The 24,923-nt window shown below is 34.5% G+C and carries 27 protein-coding genes; 12 read left to right on the forward strand and 15 right to left on the reverse strand.

Annotated features, from left to right (window positions below):
- Position 1 precedes the first annotated feature (1 nt).
- The gene (hemL, locus tag ACFOOI_RS05630) at positions 2-1,303 is read left to right on the forward strand and encodes a glutamate-1-semialdehyde 2,1-aminomutase (RefSeq protein ID WP_379835970.1); all 1,302 of its coding nucleotides are present in this window, start codon (positions 2-4) and stop codon (positions 1,301-1,303) included.
- The gene (locus ACFOOI_RS05635; RefSeq protein ID WP_379835972.1) at positions 1,296-2,264 is read left to right on the forward strand and encodes a glycosyltransferase; all 969 of its coding nucleotides are present in this window, start codon (positions 1,296-1,298) and stop codon (positions 2,262-2,264) included. Before hemL ends, ACFOOI_RS05635 begins: the two co-directional genes overlap by 8 nt.
- On the opposite strand, the gene ACFOOI_RS05640 is transcribed toward ACFOOI_RS05635, so the two are convergent.
- Positions 2,261-2,518, reverse strand: coding sequence for a hypothetical protein (locus ACFOOI_RS05640; RefSeq protein ID WP_379835974.1), 258 nt, complete (start codon positions 2,516-2,518; stop codon positions 2,261-2,263). The two genes, ACFOOI_RS05635 and ACFOOI_RS05640, sit on opposite strands and share 4 nt — an antisense overlap.
- A gap of 110 nt (positions 2,519-2,628) precedes the next feature.
- On the opposite strand from ACFOOI_RS05640, the gene ACFOOI_RS05645 reads away from it, so the two are divergent.
- Both ACFOOI_RS05645 and ACFOOI_RS05650 read left to right on the forward strand, forming a co-directional pair.
- Positions 2,629-4,386 carry an ABC transporter ATP-binding protein gene (locus ACFOOI_RS05645; protein ID WP_379835976.1) on the forward strand — a complete coding sequence of 586 codons (1,758 nt, stop codon included), beginning with the start codon at positions 2,629-2,631 and terminating at the stop codon, positions 4,384-4,386.
- Between the two features lie 270 nt (positions 4,387-4,656).
- Entirely contained in the window at positions 4,657-5,856 is a 1,200-nt protein-coding gene (locus ACFOOI_RS05650; RefSeq protein ID WP_379835978.1) for a WG repeat-containing protein, read from the forward strand.
- Between the two features lie 24 nt (positions 5,857-5,880).
- Here ACFOOI_RS05650 and ACFOOI_RS05655 read toward each other — a convergent pair whose 3' ends face one another.
- Positions 5,881-6,789 carry a 1-aminocyclopropane-1-carboxylate deaminase/D-cysteine desulfhydrase gene (locus tag ACFOOI_RS05655; protein ID WP_379835980.1) on the reverse strand — a complete coding sequence of 303 codons (909 nt, stop codon included), beginning with the start codon at positions 6,787-6,789 and terminating at the stop codon, positions 5,881-5,883.
- Positions 6,790-6,820: 31 nt separating this feature from the next.
- On the opposite strand from ACFOOI_RS05655, the gene ACFOOI_RS05660 reads away from it, so the two are divergent.
- From ACFOOI_RS05660 to ACFOOI_RS05670, 3 genes are read left to right on the forward strand one after another with little or no spacing between them, the layout of a single operon-like run.
- On the forward strand, positions 6,821-7,855 hold the full coding sequence (locus tag ACFOOI_RS05660) for an RluA family pseudouridine synthase (RefSeq protein ID WP_379835982.1): 1,035 nt from the start codon (positions 6,821-6,823) through the stop codon (positions 7,853-7,855).
- Between the two features lies 1 nt (position 7,856).
- A complete protein-coding gene (locus ACFOOI_RS05665; RefSeq protein WP_379835984.1) occupies positions 7,857-8,303 on the forward strand; it encodes a GNAT family N-acetyltransferase in 447 nt (148 codons plus the stop codon).
- 4 nt (positions 8,304-8,307) lie between these two features.
- Entirely contained in the window at positions 8,308-8,532 is a 225-nt protein-coding gene (locus ACFOOI_RS05670; RefSeq protein ID WP_379835986.1) for a DUF2905 domain-containing protein, read from the forward strand.
- Here the strand turns inward: ACFOOI_RS05670 and ACFOOI_RS05675 are convergent.
- The 9 genes from ACFOOI_RS05675 to ACFOOI_RS05715 all read right to left on the reverse strand — a co-directional run bounded on the left by ACFOOI_RS05675 (position 8,504) and on the right by ACFOOI_RS05715 (position 16,732).
- Positions 8,504-10,030 (reverse strand): hypothetical protein, encoded by a 1,527-nt coding sequence (locus ACFOOI_RS05675; RefSeq protein ID WP_379835988.1) that lies wholly within the window; start codon positions 10,028-10,030, stop codon positions 8,504-8,506. The two genes, ACFOOI_RS05670 and ACFOOI_RS05675, sit on opposite strands and share 29 nt — an antisense overlap.
- Positions 10,027-10,524: a metallophosphoesterase family protein gene (locus tag ACFOOI_RS05680; protein WP_379835990.1), complete on the reverse strand. Its 498-nt coding sequence runs from the start codon at positions 10,522-10,524 to the stop codon at positions 10,027-10,029. Before ACFOOI_RS05680 ends, ACFOOI_RS05675 begins: the two co-directional genes overlap by 4 nt.
- A 3-nt stretch (positions 10,525-10,527) precedes the next feature.
- Positions 10,528-11,031: an NADH-quinone oxidoreductase subunit C gene (locus tag ACFOOI_RS05685; protein WP_379835992.1), complete on the reverse strand. Its 504-nt coding sequence runs from the start codon at positions 11,029-11,031 to the stop codon at positions 10,528-10,530.
- Positions 11,032-11,037: 6 nt separating this feature from the next.
- Complete coding sequence (locus ACFOOI_RS05690; RefSeq protein ID WP_379835994.1) at positions 11,038-11,961, reverse strand: aspartate carbamoyltransferase catalytic subunit; 924 nt, start codon at positions 11,959-11,961, stop codon at positions 11,038-11,040.
- Between the two features lie 97 nt (positions 11,962-12,058).
- On the reverse strand, positions 12,059-13,258 hold the full coding sequence (locus ACFOOI_RS05695; protein WP_379835996.1) for an ROK family transcriptional regulator: 1,200 nt from the start codon (positions 13,256-13,258) through the stop codon (positions 12,059-12,061).
- A gap of 142 nt (positions 13,259-13,400) precedes the next feature.
- Positions 13,401-14,684, reverse strand: a complete 1,284-nt coding sequence (locus tag ACFOOI_RS05700) for a YncE family protein (protein WP_379835998.1) — start codon at positions 14,682-14,684, stop codon at positions 13,401-13,403.
- A gap of 25 nt (positions 14,685-14,709) precedes the next feature.
- Positions 14,710-15,024 carry a Dabb family protein gene (locus ACFOOI_RS05705; protein ID WP_379836000.1) on the reverse strand — a complete coding sequence of 105 codons (315 nt, stop codon included), beginning with the start codon at positions 15,022-15,024 and terminating at the stop codon, positions 14,710-14,712.
- Positions 15,025-15,027: 3 nt separating this feature from the next.
- On the reverse strand, positions 15,028-16,221 hold the full coding sequence (locus ACFOOI_RS05710) for an alpha/beta hydrolase family protein (protein ID WP_379836002.1): 1,194 nt from the start codon (positions 16,219-16,221) through the stop codon (positions 15,028-15,030).
- Between the two features lie 49 nt (positions 16,222-16,270).
- Positions 16,271-16,732 (reverse strand): MarR family winged helix-turn-helix transcriptional regulator, encoded by a 462-nt coding sequence (locus ACFOOI_RS05715; RefSeq protein WP_379836004.1) that lies wholly within the window; start codon positions 16,730-16,732, stop codon positions 16,271-16,273.
- Positions 16,733-16,817: 85 nt separating this feature from the next.
- Here ACFOOI_RS05715 and ACFOOI_RS05720 point away from each other — a divergent pair, with 85 nt between their 5' ends.
- The 4 genes from ACFOOI_RS05720 to ACFOOI_RS05735 are packed head-to-tail and all read left to right on the forward strand — an operon-like array spanning position 16,818 to position 18,837.
- Positions 16,818-17,393 carry a Maf family protein gene (locus ACFOOI_RS05720; protein WP_379836006.1) on the forward strand — a complete coding sequence of 192 codons (576 nt, stop codon included), beginning with the start codon at positions 16,818-16,820 and terminating at the stop codon, positions 17,391-17,393.
- The gene (locus ACFOOI_RS05725) at positions 17,390-17,638 is read left to right on the forward strand and encodes a T9SS type A sorting domain-containing protein (protein ID WP_379836008.1); all 249 of its coding nucleotides are present in this window, start codon (positions 17,390-17,392) and stop codon (positions 17,636-17,638) included. The genes ACFOOI_RS05720 and ACFOOI_RS05725 overlap by 4 nt, the downstream gene beginning before the upstream one ends.
- Positions 17,639-17,641: 3 nt before the next feature.
- The gene (locus tag ACFOOI_RS05730; RefSeq protein ID WP_379836010.1) at positions 17,642-18,172 is read left to right on the forward strand and encodes a 5' nucleotidase, NT5C type; all 531 of its coding nucleotides are present in this window, start codon (positions 17,642-17,644) and stop codon (positions 18,170-18,172) included.
- On the forward strand, positions 18,169-18,837 hold the full coding sequence (locus ACFOOI_RS05735; RefSeq protein ID WP_379836012.1) for a lysoplasmalogenase: 669 nt from the start codon (positions 18,169-18,171) through the stop codon (positions 18,835-18,837). The genes ACFOOI_RS05730 and ACFOOI_RS05735 overlap by 4 nt, the downstream gene beginning before the upstream one ends.
- Here the strand turns inward: ACFOOI_RS05735 and ACFOOI_RS05740 are convergent.
- The 4 genes from ACFOOI_RS05740 to ACFOOI_RS05755 all read right to left on the reverse strand — a co-directional run bounded on the left by ACFOOI_RS05740 (position 18,834) and on the right by ACFOOI_RS05755 (position 22,231).
- Complete coding sequence (locus ACFOOI_RS05740) at positions 18,834-19,406, reverse strand: MarC family protein (protein ID WP_379836014.1); 573 nt, start codon at positions 19,404-19,406, stop codon at positions 18,834-18,836. The genes ACFOOI_RS05735 and ACFOOI_RS05740 overlap by 4 nt on opposite strands.
- Before the next feature lie 28 nt (positions 19,407-19,434).
- Positions 19,435-20,520 carry an aminotransferase class V-fold PLP-dependent enzyme gene (locus ACFOOI_RS05745; RefSeq protein WP_379836016.1) on the reverse strand — a complete coding sequence of 362 codons (1,086 nt, stop codon included), beginning with the start codon at positions 20,518-20,520 and terminating at the stop codon, positions 19,435-19,437.
- Between the two features lie 183 nt (positions 20,521-20,703).
- Positions 20,704-21,852 carry a lamin tail domain-containing protein gene (locus ACFOOI_RS05750; protein WP_379836018.1) on the reverse strand — a complete coding sequence of 383 codons (1,149 nt, stop codon included), beginning with the start codon at positions 21,850-21,852 and terminating at the stop codon, positions 20,704-20,706.
- Between the two features lie 79 nt (positions 21,853-21,931).
- Complete coding sequence (locus ACFOOI_RS05755) at positions 21,932-22,231, reverse strand: autorepressor SdpR family transcription factor (RefSeq protein ID WP_379836020.1); 300 nt, start codon at positions 22,229-22,231, stop codon at positions 21,932-21,934.
- 223 nt (positions 22,232-22,454) lie between these two features.
- On the opposite strand from ACFOOI_RS05755, the gene thrA reads away from it, so the two are divergent.
- Complete coding sequence (gene thrA / locus ACFOOI_RS05760) at positions 22,455-24,914, forward strand: bifunctional aspartate kinase/homoserine dehydrogenase I (RefSeq protein WP_379836022.1); 2,460 nt, start codon at positions 22,455-22,457, stop codon at positions 24,912-24,914.
- The last annotated feature ends 9 nt before the right edge of the window (positions 24,915-24,923 follow it).

A 24,923-nucleotide genomic window follows, 5' to 3' on the forward strand; every position in this document is an offset into this window, starting at 1 on the left:
TATGAAAAACAAACTAAGCACTAAGCTTTTTGAAGAAGCACAAAATTATATTCCTGGAGGCGTAAACTCTCCAGTTAGAGCATTTAAATCAGTAGGAGGAAATCCTATATTTATAAAAAGAGCCAAAGGAGCTTATCTCTACGACGAAGACTCCAACAAATACATTGACATGATAAATTCATGGGGACCCATGATTTTAGGTCATGCATTTGGGCCCATAGAAAACCAAGTCAGAAAAGCCATAAAAGATTCTTTCTCATTTGGAGCACCTACTAGAAAAGAGGTAGAAATGGCTAAAACAATCTGCAACATAGTGCCATCGATCGAAATGGTCAGAATGGTAAGTTCGGGTACAGAAGCCACCATGTCTGCCATTAGATTAGCCAGAGCATATACAGCCAAAGACAAGATAATTAAGTTTGAAGGATGTTATCACGGTCATGGCGATTCGTTTTTAATTTCGGCCGGTAGCGGAGCCATGAGCCACGGAACTCCCGATAGCCCTGGTGTAACCAAAGCGACAATAAAAGATACGCTCTTGGTTCCATATAATGACATAGCGGCTTTAAACAAAACGATAGAAGCAAACAAAGGCAAAATAGCGGGATTGATCATAGAACCTGTGGTGGGTAATATGGGTTGTGTACTCCCTAACGAAGGGTATCTAAAAGCTATTAGAGAAATATGTACGGCCAATGAAATTGTTTTGATATTTGATGAGGTTATGACTGGCTTCAGACTAGCATTAGGAGGTGCCCAAGAAAGATTTGACGTAACACCAGACCTAACCACCTTGGGTAAAATAATAGGTGGCGGTATGCCAGTTGGTGCTTATGGTGGTAAAAAAGAAATAATGAAAATGGTGTCTCCGTCTGGTCCAATGTATCAGGCAGGAACATTGTCAGGTAACCCGATAGCCATGTCGGCGGGCTTAACGATGCTTAAGCACTTAAAAAATCATCCAGAAATATACGCCAATTTAGACGCCGCTGGAGAAGAAATAGCACACGGACTACGTAAGTCTATAAAAGAAATAGGAATGGACTGTACAGTAAACCAAGTGGGCTCAATGTATACCTTGTTTTTTACAAAAGAGCAGGTTACAGATTACACCACAGCCAAAACATGTGACACAGCTTTGTTTGGAAAATATTTCCACAAAATGCTAGAGAAAGGCGTTTATTTAGGCCCATCTCAATTTGAGTCTTTGTTTATTTCTGATAAAATTGACAAAAAACTAATCAAAAAAATATTAAAAGCAAATCATTCTTCTTTAGAAGAACTTGCTAAAGAACATGCGTAAGTTTTCTGTAATTATACCAATTTACAATAGACCTGACGAGCTTCAGGAGCTTTTAGAAAGTCTAACGCAACAGAGTTACACAAATTTTGAGATTATAGTCATAGAAGACGGCTCAATGTTAAAGTGTGACACTGTGTGTGAATTCTATAAAGATAAATTAGACATTAAGTACTTCTACAAAGAAAACGGAGGACAAGGTTTCGCACGAAATTTTGGTTTCGAAAAAGCCAGTGGTGATTATTTTGTACAGTTAGACTCAGACGCTATTGTACCTGACACTTATTTTGAAATTGTTAATACCGAAATTGACAAACACGGCTTAGATGCCTATGGCGGACCTGATGCGGCTCATGTGAGCTTTACTCCTACTCAAAAAGCTATAAACTACGCCATGACCTCGTTTTTGACCACAGGAGGAACCCGAGGTAAGTCAAAAAACTTAGGTGGCAAATTTCATCCGAGAAGCTTCAATTTTGGTTTATCAAGAAAAGTTTGGGAAAAAGTGGGCGGTTATAAAATAACCAGAATGGGCGAAGACATAGAATTTAGCATTAGAATAATAGAAGCTGGATTTAAAGTAGAGCTGATTCCTGCTGCATTTATTTATCATAAAAGAAGAACAAGTTTAAGTCAGTTTTATAAGCAATTGTTCTTTTTTGGAAGAGCGAGGGTAAATATTTGGAGGTTTTTTCCGAAAGAATTAAAAATGGTACATTTGTTTCCTGTGGCTTTCACGCTATTTATATGGAGTTTGGCTTTCCAATACCTAATGTTCCCAATATTATTTTATCTATCTTTTGCTCTTTTGTTGATATTTGTTTTAGCAAATTTCGTTAAGGCTTCAATTGAAAACAAAAGCCTTAAAGTAGGAATACTAGCCATTCCGGCTTCTTTGATTCAACTTTTTGCTTACGGAATGGGTTTTATAAAAGAAATGTTTTTGAGCTCTGAAAAAAACTAAGCGTTTACCTCAATCGTATTGAGGTCTAGCTCTAGTTTGAGTACATTTATATTTATCTCAATTTCATTATACCAATCGGTATGAAGCGAAATCTTCATACAATTCTTATTTTGACAATCTGTAAATTCATGTTGATAGTTACAGTTTGGACATAAGGCCGTATTTTGAAAATGATTAAAGCTATGACCACAAAAACAGCTCCATGTAGATTGACTAGAGGGCGTAGTTTGGCAAGACGGGCAAGCGTTTTTCATTAGGTTTTCTCAATAGTAAAAGGTAAACAAAAATACATTTTTTTTTAGTTTATTCAGTCAAAAGCAGGTTTAAAAACCAAAAGTTGAATTATTAAAATTTTTAAATATTTATGGCTGAAAATTCAGATCAAAAAATAGTTGACTTTCAGATACTTAAGAGACTCTTCTCTTTCATTGGACCTTATAAAATCCGGTTTATCTTTTTGATATTTTTAATTTTAATAGGGGCAGCACTCTCTCCTGCTTTGCCTTTATTAATTCAATATACCATAGATGGCCCAATTTCGGAAGGTAATTTCCAAAAGCTAAATACGGCATTAATGCTTATGGTTGGCCTTTTGGTATTAAACTCATTGGTGTCATTCTCTAATACTTACCAAGCAGGCTGGATTAGCCAAAGAATCATTCATGATATCAGAAATGAGGTTTTCAAAAAAATAATAAACTTAAGGTTAAAGTTTTTTGATAATACACCAATAGGAAAGTTAGTTACCCGAACCATTTCAGACGTAGAAACCCTATCCGATGTTTTCAGTTCTGGCTTTGCGGCCATTGCAGGTGACATACTTCAACTGGTATTGATTATCTCGGTTATGTTTTATCTCAATTGGCAACTTACCCTAATTAGTATTTCCACTATACCATTATTATTAATAAGTACCTATGTATTTAAAGAAAAAGTAAAGAAGTCATTTGGATGGGTGAGAAATGCAGTGGCCAATTTAAACTCTTTTGTTCAAGAGCATATTTCGGGAATGAGTCTAATTCAGATTTTTAATGTTCAAGACCAAGAATTTAAAAAATTTGAAGAATTAAATAAAGCCCATAGAAATGCCAACATAAAATCAATTCTGTACTATTCGGTTTATTTTCCTGTAGCAGACGTTATCTCTGCTTTGGGAGTTGGCTTAATCGTTTGGTACGGTTCTAAAGGTATGATTCAGCATACCGTAAGTTTTGGTACCATTACGGCATTCATAATGTTTACCAATCAATTCTTCAGACCTATTAGAATGATAGCTGACCGAATCAATACTTTGCAGATGGGAGTAGTGAGTGTATCACGTATAATAGAGATATTAGATGATGATGAGTTTATAGAAACCTCTGGAAATTATAAAAACAAAGTAAAAGGAGATATCTCCTTTGAAAACGTGGACTTTAGCTATAATGAAGGCCAACCGATATTAAAAAACATAAATTTTAAGGTTTCAGAAGGAGAATCTCTAGCGTTTGTGGGTGCTACAGGAGCTGGGAAGACCTCTATTATTAATTTAATCACCAAGTTTTACCCGATTCAATCTGGCGAAATTAAAGTAGACGGTGTAAACATTGACCTCTACGACCAGAAAAGCTTGCGAAATCAAATTGGAATGGTGCTGCAAGATGTATTTCTATTTTCAGGTAGCATAGCAGATAACCTTAGAATGGGCGATGAAACTATCCGTATAGATAAAATCATAGATGCATCTAAAATGGTAGGTATCCACGACTTTATAATGCAACTTCCGGGCGGATATGATTATAAAGTAATGGAACGTGGAGCTACTTTATCAGTTGGTCAACGTCAATTACTATCATTTGTGCGTGCTATTATTCAAGACCCTAAAATCATTATTTTAGATGAAGCTACCTCTTCTGTAGACAGTGAGTCGGAGGCAATGATACAGGTTGCGATAGATAAATTGATGAAAGGAAGGACGTCGATTATCATTGCACACAGATTAAGTACCATAAAAAAGGCCACAAAAATTATAGTTTTAGACAAAGGAAGGATCATGGAAGAAGGCTCACATGATATTTTGTTGGAAAAAAATGGTTTTTATTCAAAGTTATATCAGATGCAGTTCGAGAATGCCGTTCAATAATCCGCTTGTCAAAAGTTATGCCACACTGTGGCTATTCCAAAAGTTTTGTATTTTTCCAAAATTTGGACACTGTTTTTTAAAAATTATCAAGCGGATGCATACCAAGGATTTCAAAAATAACTTTTTTTATAGGTCCAAAAAACTAATAAAAACTACCTTAATTTCTTAAAAAACGGGCATATTATCTTCCGTTAAATAATTTTCGTAATACTTATTGGTTATTTGGCATGAGATTTGGAGTTGTTAAAATATAATTAACAATTACCCCCCATGAGTCGAATCAATATTAAAACTAAACTATCATTACTTACCGTAATCTGCCTGTTAGGCTTTTCGGTATTTTCGCAATCAAAAAATAATTTTAATGCTGGGTTTAAATACTCAAATGGTTTTTCTAAAATTTCTATAGCAGGAAAATTTGGATACATCAACAAAGATGGTTCTTTGGCCATTCCTTGTGTATTTGATTACTCAAACGACTTCCAGGAGGGTTTTGCTGTTGTTAAGAAAAATAAAAAATATGCTGTAATAGCCAACACGGGCTTGATGCTTACCGACTACAAATACGATTACATAGAAAGTTTTTCCGAGGGTTTAGCCTTATTTAAACAAGGAAATAAATTTGGATACATCAACACTAAAGGTGTTGAAATAATACCCGCTACTTACGACTTTGCCATGAGTTTTTCCGAAGATTTAGCTCCAGTAGAAATAGACGGAAAGTTTGGATTCATCGATAATAAAGGAAATTTAAAAATATCTCCTAACTACGAATTTGTTTCTCCTTTCAAAAATGGAATGGCCACAGTAAAAGTAAACGGAAAGTATGGCTATGTAAATTCGAAAGGTAAATTAGTAATTCCTGCTCAATATGATATGGCTTCAATTTTTTCTGAAGGTTTAGCCACAGTTAAGCTTAACGGAAAAACTGCCCTAATAAACGAGAATAACAAAGAAATTACCAAGTTTGAATATGAAAACATTGGTGAATTTAAAGGCGGAAACGCAATATTTATCAAAGACGGCAAATTTGGAATGATGAACACCAAAGGATTTGAAATTATCAAAGACTTTGAATTCATAGAGGAGCAGTCAGAGGGAATGTTAGGATTTAAGAAATTCGGATTATGGGGTTTCATGAACACTAAAGGTGAGGTAGTTGTAGATCCAATTTTTGAAAGTGTTAGAGGCTATTCGGGTGGAATGGCCGTCGTAAGTGTAAACAAAAGATTCGGATATTTAGATAACAAAGGAAAGCTAGCGGTTCCGATCATTTATGACCGTGCTTCAGACTTTTCAGAAGGATTTGGTGCGGTAAAATATGGTGACTCATTTATCTTTATTGACAAAGGCTCTAAAGAAAGAATTGAGCTAACGTTAGACAATACCAACAAGGACCAAATCATTGTCAAAGTATTGCCAACCCACGAAAACTCTGACGTAATGATATCAAGCATTGGCTTAGAATAAGAAAACAATAATTGTTATATATAGTTAAAACCGAGTAGCTTCTACTCGGTTTTTTTTTGTTCTTCCCTGTATGCCTCCGGTGTGAATCACCACTATTTTTGCACCTTTTCTAAAGTAACCATTTTTTATTTTATCGTAAATACCATAAAAAAGCTTAGCCGTATAAACTTGTTCAATTAAAAAGCCATGCTTTGATTCAAATTCATACATAAAACTTAAAAGTTCAGAGGTAGTTTTTGCATAGCCACCAAAATCATAGTCTCCCCAAAAATCAAATCTCTCTAAATCTAAATTTGCATCTAGTTTTTTAATATCATCTAGTAAAAAAGCTCCATTTTTTAAAACCGATACTCCTATTGCACGTCCTTTAAAACGTGGATTAGAAAGCACTCCCGCTGCTGTGCCACCTGTACCCATTGCTAAGGCTATATAGTCTACATTTGAAATTTCATTTTGTATTTCATCTACCATTTCTGAGACACCCTCTAAAGCTAAAAAATTAGAGCCACCTTCTGGAATACAATAGTAGCAATGATCAGAAATAAACTGGTTTTTGTCTCTATATGCTGTTCTTGAAACAAATTGAAACACCATACCCTGTTTTGCACAAAAACTTAATGTCGGACTGCTATTTTCGCTTAACTCGTCTCCTCTAATTATCGCTTTTGATTCAAAACCCAATGCTTTAGCGGCATATGCCACAGCTGCAATATGGTTAGAATATGCTCCGCCAAAAGTTAAGATCTTAGTGAAATGTTTATTTTCCGCCTCTCTAAAATTATATTTTAATTTTCGAAATTTATTCCCGGAAACAAACGAATGTGTAAGATCATCCCGCTTTACATAGACTTCTACCTTATTTTCTATAAAAAGCACATCTTTAAGTTGTACTAATGGAGTAGGAATATCTATAAAGCTTTCTAATTCAATCATATTTTACGAAATTTGCACATATTATAAAATTATGAACCAAAATACAGAGATATTTGAAGACGACGACGATGAATTAATAGAATATTATAAAATTTCTGTTGATCCAGGTCAGACACCGATGCGAATCGATAAATATTTATCCCACCATTTAAAAAATATTTCTAGAAACAGAATTCAAGATGCAATTGAAACTGAGTCTGTAAAAGTAAATGAACAAGGCATAAAACCTAGCTATAAAGTTAAGCCGCTTGATTTAATTACCATTTCACTTGCTCATGCTCCAAGAGAACCTACAGAAGTACTTCCAGAAGATATTCCTTTAAATATCGTATACGAAGACGACGACCTGATGATAATTAACAAAGCACCCGAAATGGTGGTTCACCCGGGACATGGAAACTGGACAGGTACGTTAGTTAATGCATTAGTACATCATTTTGCACATTTACCTACGGGCAAAAATGGCAAAATACGACCAGGTCTTGTACATAGAATTGACAAAGGTACCTCTGGACTTTTGGTTATTGCCAAAACTGAATATGCCATGCAGTTTTTAGCAAAACAATTTGCAGATCATACTACTGAAAGAACATATAATGCATTAATTTGGGGTGAACCAAAAGAAGCAAAAGGAACAATAAATGCAAATATTGGTAGAGGATTTAAAGATAGAAGAGTCTCAGATGTTTTTCCAGAAGGGGATTTCGGGAAGGTGGCAATAACTCATTATGAGGTGCTAAAACATATGCGTTACGTATCTTTAATACAATGTAAGCTAGAAACTGGTAGAACACACCAAATCAGAGCTCACATGAAGTATATCGGCCACCCGCTGTTTAACGATGCCAGTTATGGTGGCGACCGCGTGTTGCGTGGTGATATGTTTTCAAAGTATAAGCAGTTTGTAGACAATTGTTTTGAAGTAATACCGAGACAAGCACTTCATGCTAAGTCTTTGGGTTTTATACACCCAACTACCAAAGAATGGATGCAATTTGACTCAGAACTTCCAGAAGATTTTCAGGCTGTGTTAGCCAAATGGGATCACTATTTACAGTTTAAATAAAATGATACAACTAAGAAAAGCACTAGCTACAGATATACCCGAAATGCTACGATTAGTAATGGAGCTGGCTATTTATGAGAAAGCTCCTGAGCAAGTTACCAACACAGAAGCCCGAATGTTAGAGGAAGGCTTTGGTGAAAATCCAGCTTTTGGATGCATTTTGGCAGAAGAAGATACTAAAATAGTAGGTTTGGCCATATATTACTACCGCTATTCTACTTGGAAAGGTAAACGAATTTATTTGGAAGACCTTATTGTGACAGAGTCGCAACGAGGAAAAGGAACAGGCAAATTGCTTTTTGATACCGTTATAGAAATAGGTAAAGAGACAAATTGCAGCGGAATGATGTGGCAGGTACTAGACTGGAACGAACCTGCTATAAACTTTTACAAAAACTACCCTACTCGCTTTGACGAAGGATGGCTAAACGCTCATTTAGATTTTTAATAAAATGAACCCACAGATAGGAAAATACTTAATTGGCTTTGGTCTTTTAATCCTAATTGTGGGTTTAATTATTTTTTTCTTTGGAGAAAAATTAAGCTGGATGGGTAAACTCCCCGGCGATATTATTATAAACAAGCCAAATTTAAAAATCTACTTTCCGGTGGCTACAATGATTCTTTTAAGTTTGGGAATAAACTTAATTATTTGGTTAATTCGGAAGTTTTTCTAAGTTCAGGAACCTGATAGGTTAACCTAGAAACATAAAAATAAACCTTACTTAGATATCCCCCGTCATTCTTTTGAGATTTTTCACCGAATGCTAAATACTTTTGACCATACCAAGCTGACAGTTCAACAGAAATATCTGAAACCACTTTTTCACCATCTATATACCGCATATCTAGAGTATTATTCTCAAGTACCTCGTTATTTCTAGAAACGGTCATTGACTTTATCAGCTCATCTTTTGGAAAAGCCACCATATAGTTTTCGCCTATTTTGGTTAGCTGAATCTTCTCATTCAAGATAGAACTTTCAAGATTTCCCATATCAAAGCTAAAATCCCATGCTTTTTTGCCTTCAAAATCAAAAACACATAACAATGCATGCGTAAACTTATAATTGTTATACTCTTTATAAAAAGGCATATTGTTTCTTAGGTCATATAGATTAGTTCTTACAATATTCGTATTAGACTTATATTCAGGATAATACACTTCAGCCACAAGGTCAATCTCGTTATTGTCTACAATTGGCTCATGCATGTTTAACCTATATTTCAAATTGTCTTTCTTACCCTTACTTCTTCGTTTTTCTAATCTGCTAAGAACCTTACTTTTTCGTTTTTCAGGCAAATAAGAAAAGAAATTCTGAAGATCCGAGAACTTATAATATTGGATTCCACCCACGCCCAAAAGTGGATAAAAATAAAACCCTGATGAATAAGCAGAACATGAAGTGGCGAAATTCCCAGCAAGAAACAGTTCCCCAGTTTTAATTTTAAGTACTTTCCCATTTAAAATGGAACGATCTTTATCTCCTAATTCTTCGGTTTTTATCAACTTCCCTTCGTAATCATACACCGAAAAAATAAAAGAACACTTCTTTTCATCTCTAAGCATCACATACAATTCCTTGGTGGCTTCATTAACTTCTATACCAGAAATGGCTACATAGTTAGAGTGTACATGTGGCAGCACTTTGGCGTTTCCATCGAATAATCGACAGAGCTCAACTACAGGCCTGTTGTTGTATGAGCCTCCTATCACTATTTTATTGTCGATAGCCGTAAAAAAGTTAATGTCCATTCTGGTAAGCATTTTTGCCTCCGATATAACTCCAAAACCTGTATTAAGATCGATTTTAAGTATCTTAATGTTTTCTTTGTCTACTTCTTTAAAAAGACAATAAAAGTGAGTTTCCCCAATAAAATATTTTTCAAGATTAAAGTTATCGCCAGGTTCAAAAGTAGTTTTCCAAACAAAATTCAAGGTAGAATCATATTTAAAAACATTAATGAGCGATTTTCTTGAATAAAATGTTTTTTGAGAATTTAAGATAATGACGCCATCTTCTTTTAAAGCATGCACGCTAAAGTCGTCTATTTTATCTATGTCAATGGGGATTTTTATTTCTTTGTCTTGAATAAGCTGTGCACAGACTTTTTTTGAGCTTAAAGAAAAGCACAGAAGCACTAATATTAACACAGTATTCAAGTAGTATTTCATCTTTTTCCTAATTCATTTACTTCTAAATTAACAACCTTTCCATCGTGCAATTCCATTTTCATAAGTGTTCGTACATGGTGAAAGCCATGCTTTCCGGCAGCCCCAGGATTAATATAAACTAAGCCTACCGTATTAGGATCTTTAATCACTTTCAAAATATGAGAATGGCCACACAAAAACAAATTAGGCGTGTGCTTTTTTAATAAAGCTTTAATTTTAGGATTATACCTAGGTGGAATAGCCCCAATATGAATAAGCATTACTTTTAAACCCTCTAAGTCAAAAACATCTACTTCAGGTAAAGTTTTTTGTAGATAAGGCGTATCAATATTACCATAAACTACCCGTAAAGGTTTAAAATTTTGTAATTCTGTGATGATACTTTCAGAGCCAATGTCTCCGAGATGCCATATCTCATCACAGTTTTCGAAATAATCAAAAACTAGTGGGTCTAAGTAAGAATGCGTATCCGAAATTAAGCCTATACGCGTCATAAATTAGTATTTAACTTTAATACCGTGGTACACGGCTTGCTCCTGATAGTCTTTTCGGAGCGGATGGCCTTCCCAGTCTGAGGGGAGCAATATTCTTCTAAGGTCAGTATGGTTTTCAAATTTAAGGCCAAACAAGTCAAAAATTTCTCGCTCATGCCAGTCAGCGGATTTCCAAATAGCTGAAATGCTATCTACAGAAATATTATTATTTAATTCTCTTGAAACTACAATTTTTAAGTGAACACTAATCTCAAAAGGAATAGATGTAAGTGTATATATTAAATCAAACGTGCCAGCTTCTACGCCATTGTCAATACAGGTAATGCTGTTCAAAAAATCAAAATACAATTTTAGCTCTTTGTATAAATATCCACATACAAGTACCAACTGATCTGCCGGAATCTCTATTTGATTTTGTAGTTCTGAGTCTTCCGAAAGTTTTAATTCCAATTTTGGAAATCGCTCTAAAATCAGAGCCGCTATTTCTTCTGTTTTTCCAAAATTCATTTTTTATTAATTGTTTTGAGATAAAAGATACAATACCGCCATTCTAACTGCAACTCCGTTTTCTACCTGATCCAGAATTATAGAATGCTCAGAATCTGCAGCATCAGAACTCAACTCCACACCACGGTTAATTGGCCCAGGGTGCATTAAGACTATTTTTTTATCTAGCTTATCTAGTTTAGCTTTATTTATTCCAAAATAGAGAGCATATTCTCTTAAAGAAGGAAAATATTTTAACTGCTGTCTCTCAAGTTGAATTCTTAAGACATTGGCCACATCGCACCAATTTAGAGCATCTTCTACCTTGTCAAATATTTTAACACCCAATTCGGGTAAATATTTAGGAATTAAAGTTTTAGGACCACAAACTCTAACATCTGCTCCGAGTTTTTGTAAGCAAAAAATATTAGAAAGTGCTACTCTAGAATGTAATATATCTCCAATAATTGCGATTTTCTTCCCTGCCAAATCCCCTATTTTTTCCTGCATTGAAAATGCATCTAGCAATGCTTGGGTAGGATGCTCATGCGTGCCATCTCCAGCATTTACGATATTGGCTTTGATTTTATTTGAAAGAAAATGCGGAGCACCCGGGCTGCTGTGTCTCATCACAATCATGTCTACTTTCATAGACAGAATATTATTTACGGTATCTAAAAGAGTCTCCCCTTTTTTGACAGAACTTCCTGCAGAAGAAAAATTGATAGTATCGGCTGAAAGTCGTTTTTCGGCTAATTCAAAAGATAGTCGAGTTCGGGTACTGTTTTCAAAAAACACATTGGCGATAGTGATATCTCTTAAAGAAGGTACTTTTTTGATTGGCCTATTGATAACCTCTTTAAATTCCTTGGCAGTATCTAAAATAAGGGAAATATCATTTTGAGTGATGTCTTTTATACCTAATAAGTGGCGAGTGCTAAGTGCTTGCATCAATTAGAAAGAAAGTTTTACAAAAATAGTAAATTTAAGGACACCGAAAATAAAAAATGATAATTCGCTTAGTTAAAAAAAGCTAGTTTGCACTTTATCAATACTTAAGTTCTGTAATTAGTTTATCGAAAACCAGAGATTTCGTTCCGAATATCTTAGCTTTTTCTCCCATTGGAGACACTAAAATTTGCAAATCTTTTTTGAAGTCTGTCAAGCAAAACTTATTAATGGCTTGTTGCAAAGTTGAAAGAATAAGCTCGCCGGCTTTGGTTAATATTCCATCTATGATAATCACCTCCGGATTAAACATATGAATAGCAATTGACAGTCCTTTGCCCAACTCTCTGCCAATATCAAAAATAAGGTCTATCGAATATTCGTCGCCTTTGAGTGCGGCTTCTATTACATCTTCTAAGCTTAACTGTCCTTGAATCAAACTTAAAGTTGAAGTTTTACCTTCTTTTATACCTTTTTGGGCCCTATTTATAAGAGTTTGTGCAGATGCCACGGTTTCTAAGCAGCCTTTTTTGCCACAATGACAAAGTTCACCTTCGGGGTCTACTTGTATATGCCCTAGCTCACCCGCAAATCCATTTTGCCCTTTAATAATTTGTCCGTTGCTCAAAATACCCAAGCCAATTCCCCAGTCTAGGTTTATTAGCAACACATTGTTTTTCCCTCTAGCCAAACCAAAATGATGCTCGCCAATCATAGATGCTTGCGTGTCATGAGCGATAAACGTTGGTATTTTTAAATGTGATTCCATAATCATAGCAATAGAGTCTTGGCCTTTGTTGTGATTCGGATATGTAAAGTTTATCCCCGAGTCTCTCCCCAATAGTCCTGGAGAGATCACTCCTACTGCACCAACCTCTTTATTCGCAATAAACTCACCAGCTTTCTTCTTGAAAATTTCAATGATATCTTCATCTCCAATATTAACCTCTAAAATAGCATGAGCCGAAATCTCATTTCTAAGATTTAGTACATAAAAGTTAGTTTGATAAACATTAATATCAATAATCAAAAACTTGATTTTGTCAGGATTTAGATCAAACAAACTGGGTCTTCTTCCTGATTTTGTTTTAGAAGAACCTACTTCAAATAACCATTTATTTGAAATTAATTCATTTATATAAACTGTAATAGAGGGTACACTAGTATGGAGTTTTTTTGCCAGTTGAGCTATGGTAATTGCTCCGCTGTCGTAGATTTCTTTTAAGATATCAACAATGTATTTGTTCTTTTTTATTTCGACTACCGAAGTCGCTGAAATATCGTCAATTTGCTGATTCATTGATGTTCTTTTTAGATTGGTTATGGTTAAGTTAAAAAGTGGGACTGCTTTTTAATAAAAATAAAGCGTTAAATATATCTTATTTTTTTCAAAACCTCTTTAAAAAGCACTATAAAATGAAATTGAAGAATCAAATTTGACCTCAAAAGTCTTCGATTACTTTCAAATAATGAATTCCTGTTTCCGTAAATATTCGGTTTGACTGTTTCTCTAACTTTGGAGTAGAACCCGAAACATTAAATTTGAAGAAATCAATACTTCCAAAGTTTTTGCCAAAATTAAGATTTTCAAATATACTCACTGCTGCATTTTGACCATTTTTATCAAAAACAATACTGCTTGGGAGCATGCCCTCTGCATCTACAGTGGCTTTAGTTGTAATATTACCACCAGAGTTAAGGTTTAAAACAGAAATAGAATACTGGTTAGACTTAATTGAAACCGGGTAATCACTCGAGCCTTTTGCGTTTGCAACCAACACCCAATTTCCGTCAGGATGAATCGCCATAGCAGTAGGGTTTTCTTGAACCTCAACTTTAGATATAAAAAAATGATTGGCCTGATCTTCTAGGTTAAATTTTATTACGAAAACCTCCCCTTTTTTTGCATTGTCTTTCGTATTTATTTCTTGTTTTTTATCCAGAAGCAAGTAGTATTTACCATCTGCAGTAAACTGCCCACTTTGTGGTAAGCCTTCCATTTTAAGGGTATTGCCATGTGTTTCTAGTCTCACTATCTTTTTAGTAGGTCCATCTCTCACTACTTTTATCAAGCCCACTTCTTTGGTTTCTTGTTTTATGTAAACCAAAAAATCACCCGATGGATGCCAGGTTATATCAGAAATCTTACCATTGCCAAATAGATTGGGTTTTGAGATAATCCTGATGGGTTTACCAAACTCATTCAACTCCAAAACCTGAAGTTCTTGGTTGTAAGCTTCGCTACTAACTGCTAGGTATTGGTCATCTTTACTTAATGAAATAGCCGTTGGATTTAAACCCACTGGAAACCTATAGTCTGGCTTAAGTTTTGAAAGATTCGATATTTCTACCACACTTACATAATTCCCTTCCGGCAAATCTTTTACATTATTTTGAGCTTCTAGATAATCCCTTTTTATGCCCCCTTTTGATTCTAAAACATAGCATATTCTACCATCTGATCGCACTGCTATGGCTTTTTGGTTATAAAAAACTGAATTAGAAACTGACTCTTCGCTTATTTCTTTTGCAGACTCATATTTGAGAGGAAACAAAACTGCCCCTATTTTATCAATATTATTTCGTGATTTTACTATTTGGCCCGAAGTGCCCGAATAATAATTAAAATCTGAATCTTGGAGAAACAATAAACCCTTGGCATTAAAATTAATTTGTTGACCAAAAGAAACTTGACACACAAAAAGTAGCAATAAAGATTTTCTCAAAATAAAAAACGTTTAATAGTAAGAATTAACAAGCGTCATAAACTTGCACTTTTTCCCAAAATGAAGAACAAGCATCTATAAATTTATAATGATCAGGATGAATTTGATAAGCATCTTGGTCCGCCTTATTTTTAAAAACAAAAGTAATACTGAAATCATACGAGCTATCGATAACCTCACGATTTGTATCTGCGGGTTTTCCAATATAAGCCGATTCAATAAGATCAATCTGTCCCAACTTTAATAATTCAGCCTGCATAATGCTTTTCTGCTCTTGGTTATTTTTTTCTTTAAACCAAAAATACACGGTGTGTACAAAACGATTTTCAACAATTGCCATTTTCTAATTTTTATATTTATTAAACAAATCTAAGGTTCCTAACAAAAATGTACTGATACTTGAACCGTGGTTTCCACCGTCTATAGGCACTAGGGTAACATTTGCCGCTCCTCTTTTAATCATTGCATCATATGCAGTTTTAGAATTCAAATACGGCACGTACGTATCACTCGTACCGTGATACAACCTCAAAACAGCGGTTGGTTTCCAGTCGTAAATATCGTTATCAAGAACGGCATTTAAAAACGGAGTATCTGTTTTTTGGACTAAACCTTTCACAAAAGTAGGGTTCAAAATTTCATCAAAGCTTTTAGAAATATTGGCTAAATAGCTGTCTTTCGTAACTTGACTTAAATAGGGCTCCACATAATATGAACTCAAAGGTCTATTTAGTTTATAAATACGATCATAAGTATTCAAAACCCACATATACGACCTATTATTACCCGCTTCACCACTGGTTTTTTCGGTTAAAAAAGACTCCAACGTTTTGGTTTTATTGTAAGCACCTGCACCCGAGCTCACCGCTTTTACATTAAGCTCTGACTTGTATTTCTCTTCCAGCATTTTAAAAGTGGCCATAGTAGCATACCCGCCCTCAGAATAACCTCCTAGAAGTAAGTTATTATTCCAATTTACTTTTTGGTTAGTCAAGAATTCCTTTACGGCTAAAATGAAATCAACTGATGGCTGAGCCAAACCTTCTCTATGTTCGTAAGGGTGTTTTTGTTCTTTTGAGGCACCATATCCTACATAATCAGGCATGCAAGTGATGTAACCAGTAGAAGCCAAAAAGGCTCCAATACCAAACTCTGTAGTAAGTCCAAAATAAGAAGGTGCGTCGGTTTCATTAAAAATGGTTCCGTGTTGGTAACTGGCCAAAGCCAAACTTTCCTGGTTAAGGTCTGTTGGTAAAATCAGAGCCCCAGAAGCCGAAATTTGATCGCCATTGGTATTTTTTGTTTTGTAGGTGATTTTGTAAAATTTTACTCCAGTCCTTATAAATAAGGCAACCTGACTTGAGGAAGCACCTAAAGATGTACCAAGTTGACTTGCAAGTTCAGTTTTTGAAAACTGCCCGCCTTCCTTGGCTTCGACTAAATATATATTTACGGGATCTACCTCAGTTTTGCCACAAGACAAAATCCAAAAGGACAACAGAACAAGTAGAAAGGGCCTAAAAGTACTAATTTTCATATTTTTTATCTTAATTTTCGTTGACTAACAAACGTTAAACTACCTTTCTTTATTGAACCTTTTTTCTCATTTTATCGAGTAGTTCATTGAGCGTATCGAACTCCTCATCCGTCAAAGGAGACATTTTATCTTCATTCAAATTCATATCCGTCTTCACTTCTTCTAAAAACAACTTTCCTTTTTCAGTTAAAATCACATCACATGCACGTCTATTTCCTTGACGCTGCTCTCTGCTCACCAAACCTTTTGCTAATAATTTATCTACCAAACGAGACGCATTAGACATTTTATCTAACATTCGCTCTATAATCTCATTGATAGTAATTGGCTTCCCATTTTGTCCGTTAAGAATACGTAAAACATTATATTGCTGATTACTAATGTCGTATTTCTTTAGATTTTTACTGTAATTCAGAAATATCCAATTGTTAGTATATATGATATTTACAATGGCTTTTTCTTTTTTGCTCGAAAAAGGCCTCGTTTGTTTTATTTCCTTTTCTAAACTCATACTTTTGCTAATCAAATATTATATAATATGTTATCACATTTAATACAAATGTAATATTTAATGAAAGAACCGCCAAAACAAAGATATGATTCAAAATAAAAAAATAATTCTAGCATCTGGCTCACCAAGAAGGCAAGAAATTTTAGCACAAGCGGGATTTAAGTTTGAGATTATAGTACGACCTACAACCGAGCATTTCTCTGAAAATGAACTACTTGAAAAAGTACCCGAAATACTAGCCAAAGAAAAAGCGGAACAGTTTCCTGAAATTGGAGAAGATACGATCGTAATAAGTGCAGACACCGTTGTAATAGCTAACCAGACCATTCTAAACAAACCCCAAAACAGACAAGAAGCAATAGAAATGCTTACTTTATTACAAAATAACACCCACAAAGTGGTAACTGGAGTTTGTATAAAAAATGGGGATAATTTCGATGTTTTCTCTGATACAACCGAGGTAAGGTTTTCGCCTATTTCAAATGCAGAAATAGAATATTATGTAGATGCATACAAACCTTTTGACAAAGCAGGAGCTTATGGTGTACAAGAGTTTATTGGAATGATAGGCATCGACAAAATAGAAGGATCGTTTTACACAGTTATGGGTTTGCCCATTCACAAAGTATATCAAAAACTAAAGCCATTTATCTCAATATGAAAAAGGACGAAATTACCATATTTTTAAACGAACAAGACGACAAAGTTTATGTAAGAGTTCCTGAGGGTTTTGACACTCATTTTCAACTTCAAAATTTATCGGGTAGAATTTTGCAAGAAGACAGACACGACAAATCACTTCATGACTTTGATTTGACGGGGCTGCCCGATGGGAACTATTTTGTAATAGTAGACCAAAATGACGTGATTAGGTCTAAGAAAATAACGATTGGATATCATCCTTAACTTATGAAAAAACGGATTTTAGTAGACATGGACGATGTGCTTGCAGATGCAAGTGAAAGAATTTTAGAAATTCTAAATCAAAAAAATAACCTTAGCTTAAGCAAAGACTTTTTTGAGGATAAAGACTTCTATGACTACGTAAAGTCAAATAACCTCAAATCTTATAGAGATGAACTAAATGCCCCTGGTTTTTTCGGAAATTTGAATGTGATACCGGATTCTCAAGAAGTTTTAGCTGAACTTTCAGAAAAACATGAAGTATTTATCGTTTCCGCAGCCATGGAATTTCCTAACTCTTTAAAAGAAAAGTACGATTGGATGCAGACTCACTTTCCATTTATATCTTGGAAGAACATTATGCTCTGTGGTGACAAGTCAATTGTAAAAGGTGACATTTTGATAGATGATCACGAAAAAAACCTTATCCACTTTGACGGTGAAACCATACTTTTTGATGCCATTCACAACAAAAAAATCAATAACTACAACCGAATAAGTAATTGGCTAGATATTAAAAAACATATTTTAGGATGAAGATAAATTTCAAATCAATCAGTATTGCATATTTCATACTTTTAGTGATAGAAATTTGGCTTAGCGAAAATCAAATAAAACTAGGGATTTACTTTACGAAACCACTTCTAATGCCATTTCTAATGTTTTTAGGAATGAGGCACCAACTAAAAAACAAAATCCTTTATTTGGCACTTTTCTTTTCATTTTTAGGAGACGTTTTCTTGATGTTTGACAAAGAGATTTTCTTCCTTTTGGGGCTAAGTAGTTTCTTATTAGCTCAACTTTCATATATCAAGTTGTTCGGATTGCACAAAAACCTGAAAATTATCCCTTCCCTAATATTTGCAGTGTACTCAGTTACTTATATATCAATTTTAAAACCGGCTCTTCCTAACGGAATGCTAATCCCTGTAGTTTTATACTGCATTTCATTGACACTAATGGGTATTTCGGCATTGAATAGAAACATACTTTCGAAAGGTTACTTTGCAGTATTAATTGGTGCAATTTTATTCATCATTTCTGATTCCATTATTGCCTACACCAAGTTTTTAAACCCTATTGCATTTAGCAGTTTTTGGGTAATGTCTACATATGGAATAGCTCAATGGTTAATAGTAAAAGGATGGCTAGATTATGAACTAGACCAAGAATTGAAAAGTACAAAAATGATGATTTTTTAAAGTAAATTTGTTTTGAGAAGCTTAATGGCAATTGCAATTAATATCAAACCAAAAACTTTCTGAAGCACTTCTACTGTTCCTGGTTCAATTTTCTTTTCTAACCAAGAAGAAGACTTTAATACGGCGTAAACCAATAGAAGGTTTGCCAATATGCCGACTATGATATTTTCTTGGTAATATGCAGCCTTAAGCGAAAGTAAAGAAGTCATGGTGCCAGCACCTGCTATAATCGGAAAAGCTAAAGGTACCACACTACTCCCTTTGCCTTGGTTAAGGTCATTGTGTTTAAATATTTCCCTTCCCAAAATCATTTCGAAACCAATAATCAATAATATTAATGCCCCTGCTACGGCAAATGACTCTACATCTACACCAAAGAGTTGCAGGATTTTTGATCCTAAAAACAAATATCCAAGCATCAAACCTCCAGAAATCAAAGTGATTCTTCCTGCATGAATGTTCCCTACTTTTTTTCTTAAATTTAATATTATGGGTATTGAACCTAAAATATCTATTATAGAAAACAAAATGATGGTTACTGAAAATATCTCTTTGAGGCTGAAATGCATAATTGGTTTTGATTATAGGGCGAATCTACTAAAAACTCTTTAATGATTTAAGCAATAAATCAAAGTCTGCATCAGGTATTGAAGGAAAATTAGCTATTCTGAATGAACTGGATTTCCATTCTCCATATCCTTTCCCTACTATAATATCTTTTTCTGATAGATATTTATGCAGCTCGGCAACCCTTTCCGAAGTGAAAGCCAAAACCGTATCTGATCGGGATTGAAGATTAGTAACCAAGGGTTCACAAAAACTAAATTGGCTCATTTCATTATACAAATGCTTGGCTCTAGTTTTTAAATGCGAATCAATTTCTGAAATGTGTGGTCTATTTTTAATCACCTCAGAAAACAAGAAAATACCTAAAGTGTTAGGCGTATAGTGGGTTTGATTTTTTTGGAAATTTTCTGAAATATTCAATAAACTGTTGTAATGATTCCTTTCATTTATTTCTTTAGCTTTTTCTATAGCTTTAGGAGAAACAATCATTATTCCGAGACCCGAGGGAAGCCCAAAGCACTTTTGAGAAGAGCCAAACCAAACATCTGCCAAAGAAATATCGTGAGCCATTCCTCCTAAAGAAGAAGTAGCATCGACTAAAATAAGGCTCTCAGTAGACATTTTTGCCTTTAAGTCCCGAATAGTTTGATTGCTAATCTGAGTCCCATTTGAAGTTTCGGAAGAAACGATACACAAACAGCTATTTTCTGCATCAATTTCCACTTCGTCTGCGGTTTGGTCCACAAAAAAACGAGTGCCTCTAATTGAGCTTTTAGCTTTATTTAATTCAGAAATTGCTTGTGGATTTATGACGGAATATTTAAACCATTTTTTACCAAAAGCTCCCGAATATAAAAACTGAACTTTATTGTGAAGTAAAGATTGAACGGTAATTTCCCAACACTCTGTGGCCGATGAAGTAAAAAACACTTCGTAGTTATTAGGAATAGCAAGCTTTACTTTAGTATTTTGAATGGTTTCATTCAAGAAATCCATAAAAAATGAACTCCTGTGATTGGCTTCAAGCAAACCAGAATTGTATGCGTTTTGTAAATACACATCAATGTTGGGTGCAAGCTTAGATGGACCCGGATAAAAATTACACTTTGAATTCATTTTTACTTGTTTTTAGTGAAACTTTTATCAGAAGAATTTTGATTAAGGTCTGTATTTATTACCACCAAAATCGCTTATTGACCCTGTTTTAAGTGTAATATTTGAAACTTTCCCAATTTTTTTGAGAACCGGTTTTGTATATAATTTCTTGCTCATTTATGAAGATTTTTGACAAAAAATGTCTTATATTTTTAATAATTTGTATGAATATAGCTTGCCAGTAGACGCATATACTCGTATGATATAATATTGACTCTGAAGTTCATTAATTGGCATAGTATCGAAATTGTCATTAAAAACTTTCAATATCTTACCTTGAATATCAGAAACCGTCACTTGTGAAATCTCTTTCAAATTTATGTTATTCAATTTTACAAAATCAGAACTCGGATTTGGATATAAAACCACATTTAGTTCAGACGCAAAATTAATACTATTGATTTTAGAATACTCTATTTTTCCATCAAGATCCACCATTTTAAGTCTATAATAATTTACTCCAGGTGCCGGTTGGTTATCGACAAAGATATATATGGAAGATAACCCTTTATTACTTGAAACTTTTCCTACACTTTCGAAACCTACTGCATCTTTGCTTTTTTGAATTTCAAAGTGAGAAAAATTAAGTTCTTCAGAGGTTTTCCAATCTAATATTGCAGACTCCCCATATTTAGCTACATCTAAATAAACCAACTTAACGGGAAAAGAAGTTGAGTTTGATGGCCTAACTGTGTTTAGTGCTGCTGAAGTAGTACTTACAAAATCCGCAGAATTATTATCTGTATCAACCCCATCATTTTTTCTAACAATTGAAGATGTTGAAGAGGTACTTGGTGCTGGGCTTCCTTCAGAAACATCTATTCCGGAACCATAACCTACAAAATCAACAGGGCTTGTTGGTGTTGTTGCAGTTATCAAAGTAGTTGATGACATTAAAGCTAACTTACCAGTGTTTTGATTAAGACCACTACTACCCAGTGGCCAAACTAAATCTGGAGTTGGGAGGTCTATTCCGTTTGAACCTGTACCACTAGAAGCATTTAAGTTAATAGCAATGAGATAAAATCCTTTGGCAGGAACAGAACCAGTTAAATTTATCGAAGTCCAGTTATCTGAAGGAGGAGTAGCGGACAATGGGGCATATTGCAATGAATAGCCTGAAAGCGAAACTGCCGATGAACCATCATTATAAAGGACAACGAAGTCTCGATTGTAAATAGCACTAGAATTTCCTCCTCCTCCATAAATCTGATATATTCTGAGATCATTAGCTGCAAACGAGCTGTAAGCAACCAGAAGAAATAAAATTGTACGGAAGTATTTTTTTCTCATATACATGAAATTTAATCGTACAAAAATAATAGCATTTTTTTATTATTTAAGACAATGTTGATTAAAATAAGTCACTTATTTATTGATTTAACGGTATCCTGAACCTCGGCTTTTCTGCTATTGAGTCATTTTTAAACTGATTCATCCAAAGCAATATATCGTCAAACTGCTGTAAATTAATACTATACAGCATATATTGCCCTTTCTTTTTAAACCTGACCAGTTCCGCTTGTTTCAATAAATCCAAATGATGCGAAATACTGGGTTTTGACATGTTAAATTGCTCGCTTATATCTCCCGCTGTAAGATCGCTATGTTTAAGTAATTCTAAGATATTTCTTCTGGTCTTGTCATTTAGTGCTTTAAACTGAATGTCCATAAATTAAATTTTCTATTTAGGTAATTAGACAAGAAACTAATTATCTATTTAATATCAAAATAAATCGAACGTTATTCGGCACTTTTCACAACATTTTAACAAAAAAGCAGTGATAGGGCACAAAAATTAATATCTTTGCGAATAAACCCTTTTAGAACTGAAATGTTTTAGAAGGGTTTTTAATAAAAGTCTATTTTTAAACAAATTTTAGTAATTCAGCTACATGAGAATCCTCAAATTTGGTGGCACTTCGGTGGGAACAGTGGAAAGTATAGAGCAGGTTGTAAAAATCATTGGCTCTAAAAAAGAAAACAATCAGGTTTTAGGAGTGGTTTTTTCGGCAATGGGTGGAGTCACCAATAAACTTATTGAAATAGGTGCATTGGCTTCGAAAGGTGATGTAGAATATCTCAATATTTTGAAAACCATCGAAGAGAGGCATATTTCGGCTGTTAAAAGTTTAATTGCGGTTAAAAACCAATCTGCAACAACTGCAAAAATCAAAGGACTTTTTAACGAAATAGAAGACTTATTAAAAGGAATCACATATATAAAAGAGATTTCGAACCGAACAATGGATTTACTCCTAAGTTTTGGTGAAAGGCTTTCAACTCAAATCGTAACCAGCACGCTCAATGACCGCGGAATTAAGGCGAGTTTTATTGACGGCCGAGACATTATTAAAACTGACAGTACTTTTGGTTTTGCAGAAGTTGATTTTAATAAAACAAACTCCGCTATTAATGACACCTTAAATAATGCCGACTTAATTTATTGCGTAACCGGATTTATAGGTTCTGACCAAAACCAAGTAACTACCACTTTAGGCAGAGGAGGAAGTGACTATACAGCTTCTATATTGGGTGGAGCTCTCAATGCTGAGGTTATAGAAATATGGACAGACGTAAACGGCATGATGACCGCAGACCCACGAAAAGTCAAAAACGCATTTACTATTCCAGAGATATCTTATGCAGAAGCTATGGAGCTTTCGCATTTTGGAGCTAAAGTAATTTATCCTCCAAGTTTGATTCCTGCCTTTCAAAAAAATATCCCAATTCGTATTCTTAATACATTTGATATAACTGACAAAGGAACAACGGTCTCAAAAGAAACGATTCAAAAATCATATTCAATCACTGGAATTTCTTCTATAGATGACATCTCACTTGTTAATTTACAAGGAAATGGGATGATTGGAGTTGCAGGTGTATCGGCTAAATTGTTTACGATTTTAGCTGACCATAAAATTTCAGTTATACTAATCTCTCAAGCATCATCGGAGCACTCTATCTGCTTTGCGGTAGACCCTAAGTCTTCTGAAATTGTAAAAGAAATTTTAGAGGATGGTTTCAAATTGGAAATTCAAAATGGAGAAATAGAACAAATCTCAGTTCAGCACAATTTATCTATTATAGCAGTTGTGGGTGAAGGCATGAAGGCAAGTTCTGGCACTTCGGGTAAGCTTTTTTCTGTTTTAGGAAAAAATGGAATAAACGTAATAGCAACTGCTCAGGGCTCATCAGAGTTAAATATTTCGGTTGTTATTGGCAAAAAGGATATAAGCAAGGCTCTAAACGCCATACATGAAACATTTTTCCAGATAGATGGACTTACTTTAAATCTATTCATTTTAGGTCCTACTGGTTTAATCGGAAAAACCCTTTTAAATCAAATAGAAAAGCAAAAAGAGCATCTAAAAAAACAAAAGAATCTTAATCTTAAAATCACAGGAATAGCCAATACACGAAAAATGATTTTAAATCCAGACGGAGTTTCACTTCAAAACTGGGAAGAAAATCTGATACAAAACGGAGAATTAGTAAACTTAAGTGAATTTATTGATGATATTCAAGCACTTAACTTACCCAACAGTATATTTATAGATTGCACTGCAAACAAAGACATTGTGCAATATTATGCTCCACTTTTAAATAGTAACATTTCGATAGTAACCCCAAACAAAGTTGCTAACTCAAGTTCTTTTGCAGAATATGAAACTTTGAGAAACATTACCACAAAGCGAAACGTCAAGTTCTTATACGAGACAAATGTGGGAGCTGGTTTACCAGTAATTAATACACTCCAAGGACTCATAAACTCAGGCGACACTATTATTAAAATTGAAGCGGTGCTTTCTGGGACTTTGTCTTTTATTTTCAACACTTTTGATGTAGGGCAAAAATTTGTGGATGTTGTGAAAGACGCCAAAGCTCAAGGATATACAGAGCCAGACCCAAGAGAAGACTTGAGCGGTATGGATGTAGCTAGAAAAATCCTGATTTTGGCAAGAGAGACAGGTATAAATTTAGAGATTCAAGATGTAACCATAAATCCACTACTAAGTGATGAGGCAATGCAAGCTGCCAATGTAGAAGAGTTTTATAAAGTTTTAGAAAAAGAAAATCCATTATTTGAGGCACTTATTGAAAATGCACAAAAAAATGGCGAAAAACTAAGATTTATCGCCAAACTTGAAAACGGAAAAGCAAGTATAGGATTAGACAAAGTGGACAAAAATCACCCTTTCTATAGTTTATCCGGCTCTGAAAACATAGTTTCATATACAACAGAACGTTATTTCCACAACCCACTGGTGGTTAAAGGTCCCGGTGCGGGTGCCGAGGTTACGGCAATGGGTGTGTTTGCCGATATTATTAGTTTAAGTAGTTTTTTAGCATAAAAAATAAAA

Source organism: Lacihabitans lacunae (genome assembly GCF_042649125.1).
In the GTDB taxonomy this organism is placed as follows: domain Bacteria; phylum Bacteroidota; class Bacteroidia; order Cytophagales; family Spirosomataceae; genus Leadbetterella; species Leadbetterella lacunae.

Excerpts from the sequence above, each read along its gene's own strand:
- hemL (WP_379835970.1), top strand. The coding sequence starts at position 2 with ATGAAAAACAAACTAAGCACTAAGCTTTTTGAAGAAGCACAAAATTAT.
- ACFOOI_RS05635 (WP_379835972.1), top strand. The coding sequence starts at position 1,296 with ATGCGTAAGTTTTCTGTAATTATACCAATTTACAATAGACCTGACGAG.
- ACFOOI_RS05640 (WP_379835974.1), bottom strand. The coding sequence starts at position 2,518 with ATGAAAAACGCTTGCCCGTCTTGCCAAACTACGCCCTCTAGTCAATCT.
- ACFOOI_RS05645 (WP_379835976.1), top strand. The coding sequence starts at position 2,629 with ATGGCTGAAAATTCAGATCAAAAAATAGTTGACTTTCAGATACTTAAG.
- ACFOOI_RS05650 (WP_379835978.1), top strand. The coding sequence starts at position 4,657 with ATGAGTCGAATCAATATTAAAACTAAACTATCATTACTTACCGTAATC.
- ACFOOI_RS05655 (WP_379835980.1), bottom strand. The coding sequence starts at position 6,789 with ATGATTGAATTAGAAAGCTTTATAGATATTCCTACTCCATTAGTACAA.
- ACFOOI_RS05660 (WP_379835982.1), top strand. The coding sequence starts at position 6,821 with ATGAACCAAAATACAGAGATATTTGAAGACGACGACGATGAATTAATA.
- ACFOOI_RS05665 (WP_379835984.1), top strand. The coding sequence starts at position 7,857 with ATGATACAACTAAGAAAAGCACTAGCTACAGATATACCCGAAATGCTA.
- ACFOOI_RS05670 (WP_379835986.1), top strand. The coding sequence starts at position 8,308 with ATGAACCCACAGATAGGAAAATACTTAATTGGCTTTGGTCTTTTAATC.
- ACFOOI_RS05675 (WP_379835988.1), bottom strand. The coding sequence starts at position 10,030 with ATGAAATACTACTTGAATACTGTGTTAATATTAGTGCTTCTGTGCTTT.
- ACFOOI_RS05680 (WP_379835990.1), bottom strand. The coding sequence starts at position 10,524 with ATGACGCGTATAGGCTTAATTTCGGATACGCATTCTTACTTAGACCCA.
- ACFOOI_RS05685 (WP_379835992.1), bottom strand. The coding sequence starts at position 11,031 with ATGAATTTTGGAAAAACAGAAGAAATAGCGGCTCTGATTTTAGAGCGA.
- ACFOOI_RS05690 (WP_379835994.1), bottom strand. The coding sequence starts at position 11,961 with ATGCAAGCACTTAGCACTCGCCACTTATTAGGTATAAAAGACATCACT.
- ACFOOI_RS05695 (WP_379835996.1), bottom strand. The coding sequence starts at position 13,258 with ATGAATCAGCAAATTGACGATATTTCAGCGACTTCGGTAGTCGAAATA.
- ACFOOI_RS05705 (WP_379836000.1), bottom strand. The coding sequence starts at position 15,024 with ATGGCAATTGTTGAAAATCGTTTTGTACACACCGTGTATTTTTGGTTT.
- ACFOOI_RS05710 (WP_379836002.1), bottom strand. The coding sequence starts at position 16,221 with ATGAAAATTAGTACTTTTAGGCCCTTTCTACTTGTTCTGTTGTCCTTT.
- ACFOOI_RS05715 (WP_379836004.1), bottom strand. The coding sequence starts at position 16,732 with ATGAGTTTAGAAAAGGAAATAAAACAAACGAGGCCTTTTTCGAGCAAA.
- ACFOOI_RS05720 (WP_379836006.1), top strand. The coding sequence starts at position 16,818 with ATGATTCAAAATAAAAAAATAATTCTAGCATCTGGCTCACCAAGAAGG.
- ACFOOI_RS05725 (WP_379836008.1), top strand. The coding sequence starts at position 17,390 with ATGAAAAAGGACGAAATTACCATATTTTTAAACGAACAAGACGACAAA.
- ACFOOI_RS05730 (WP_379836010.1), top strand. The coding sequence starts at position 17,642 with ATGAAAAAACGGATTTTAGTAGACATGGACGATGTGCTTGCAGATGCA.
- ACFOOI_RS05735 (WP_379836012.1), top strand. The coding sequence starts at position 18,169 with ATGAAGATAAATTTCAAATCAATCAGTATTGCATATTTCATACTTTTA.
- ACFOOI_RS05740 (WP_379836014.1), bottom strand. The coding sequence starts at position 19,406 with ATGCATTTCAGCCTCAAAGAGATATTTTCAGTAACCATCATTTTGTTT.
- ACFOOI_RS05745 (WP_379836016.1), bottom strand. The coding sequence starts at position 20,520 with ATGAATTCAAAGTGTAATTTTTATCCGGGTCCATCTAAGCTTGCACCC.
- ACFOOI_RS05750 (WP_379836018.1), bottom strand. The coding sequence starts at position 21,852 with ATGAGAAAAAAATACTTCCGTACAATTTTATTTCTTCTGGTTGCTTAC.
- ACFOOI_RS05755 (WP_379836020.1), bottom strand. The coding sequence starts at position 22,231 with ATGGACATTCAGTTTAAAGCACTAAATGACAAGACCAGAAGAAATATC.
- thrA (WP_379836022.1), top strand. The coding sequence starts at position 22,455 with ATGAGAATCCTCAAATTTGGTGGCACTTCGGTGGGAACAGTGGAAAGT.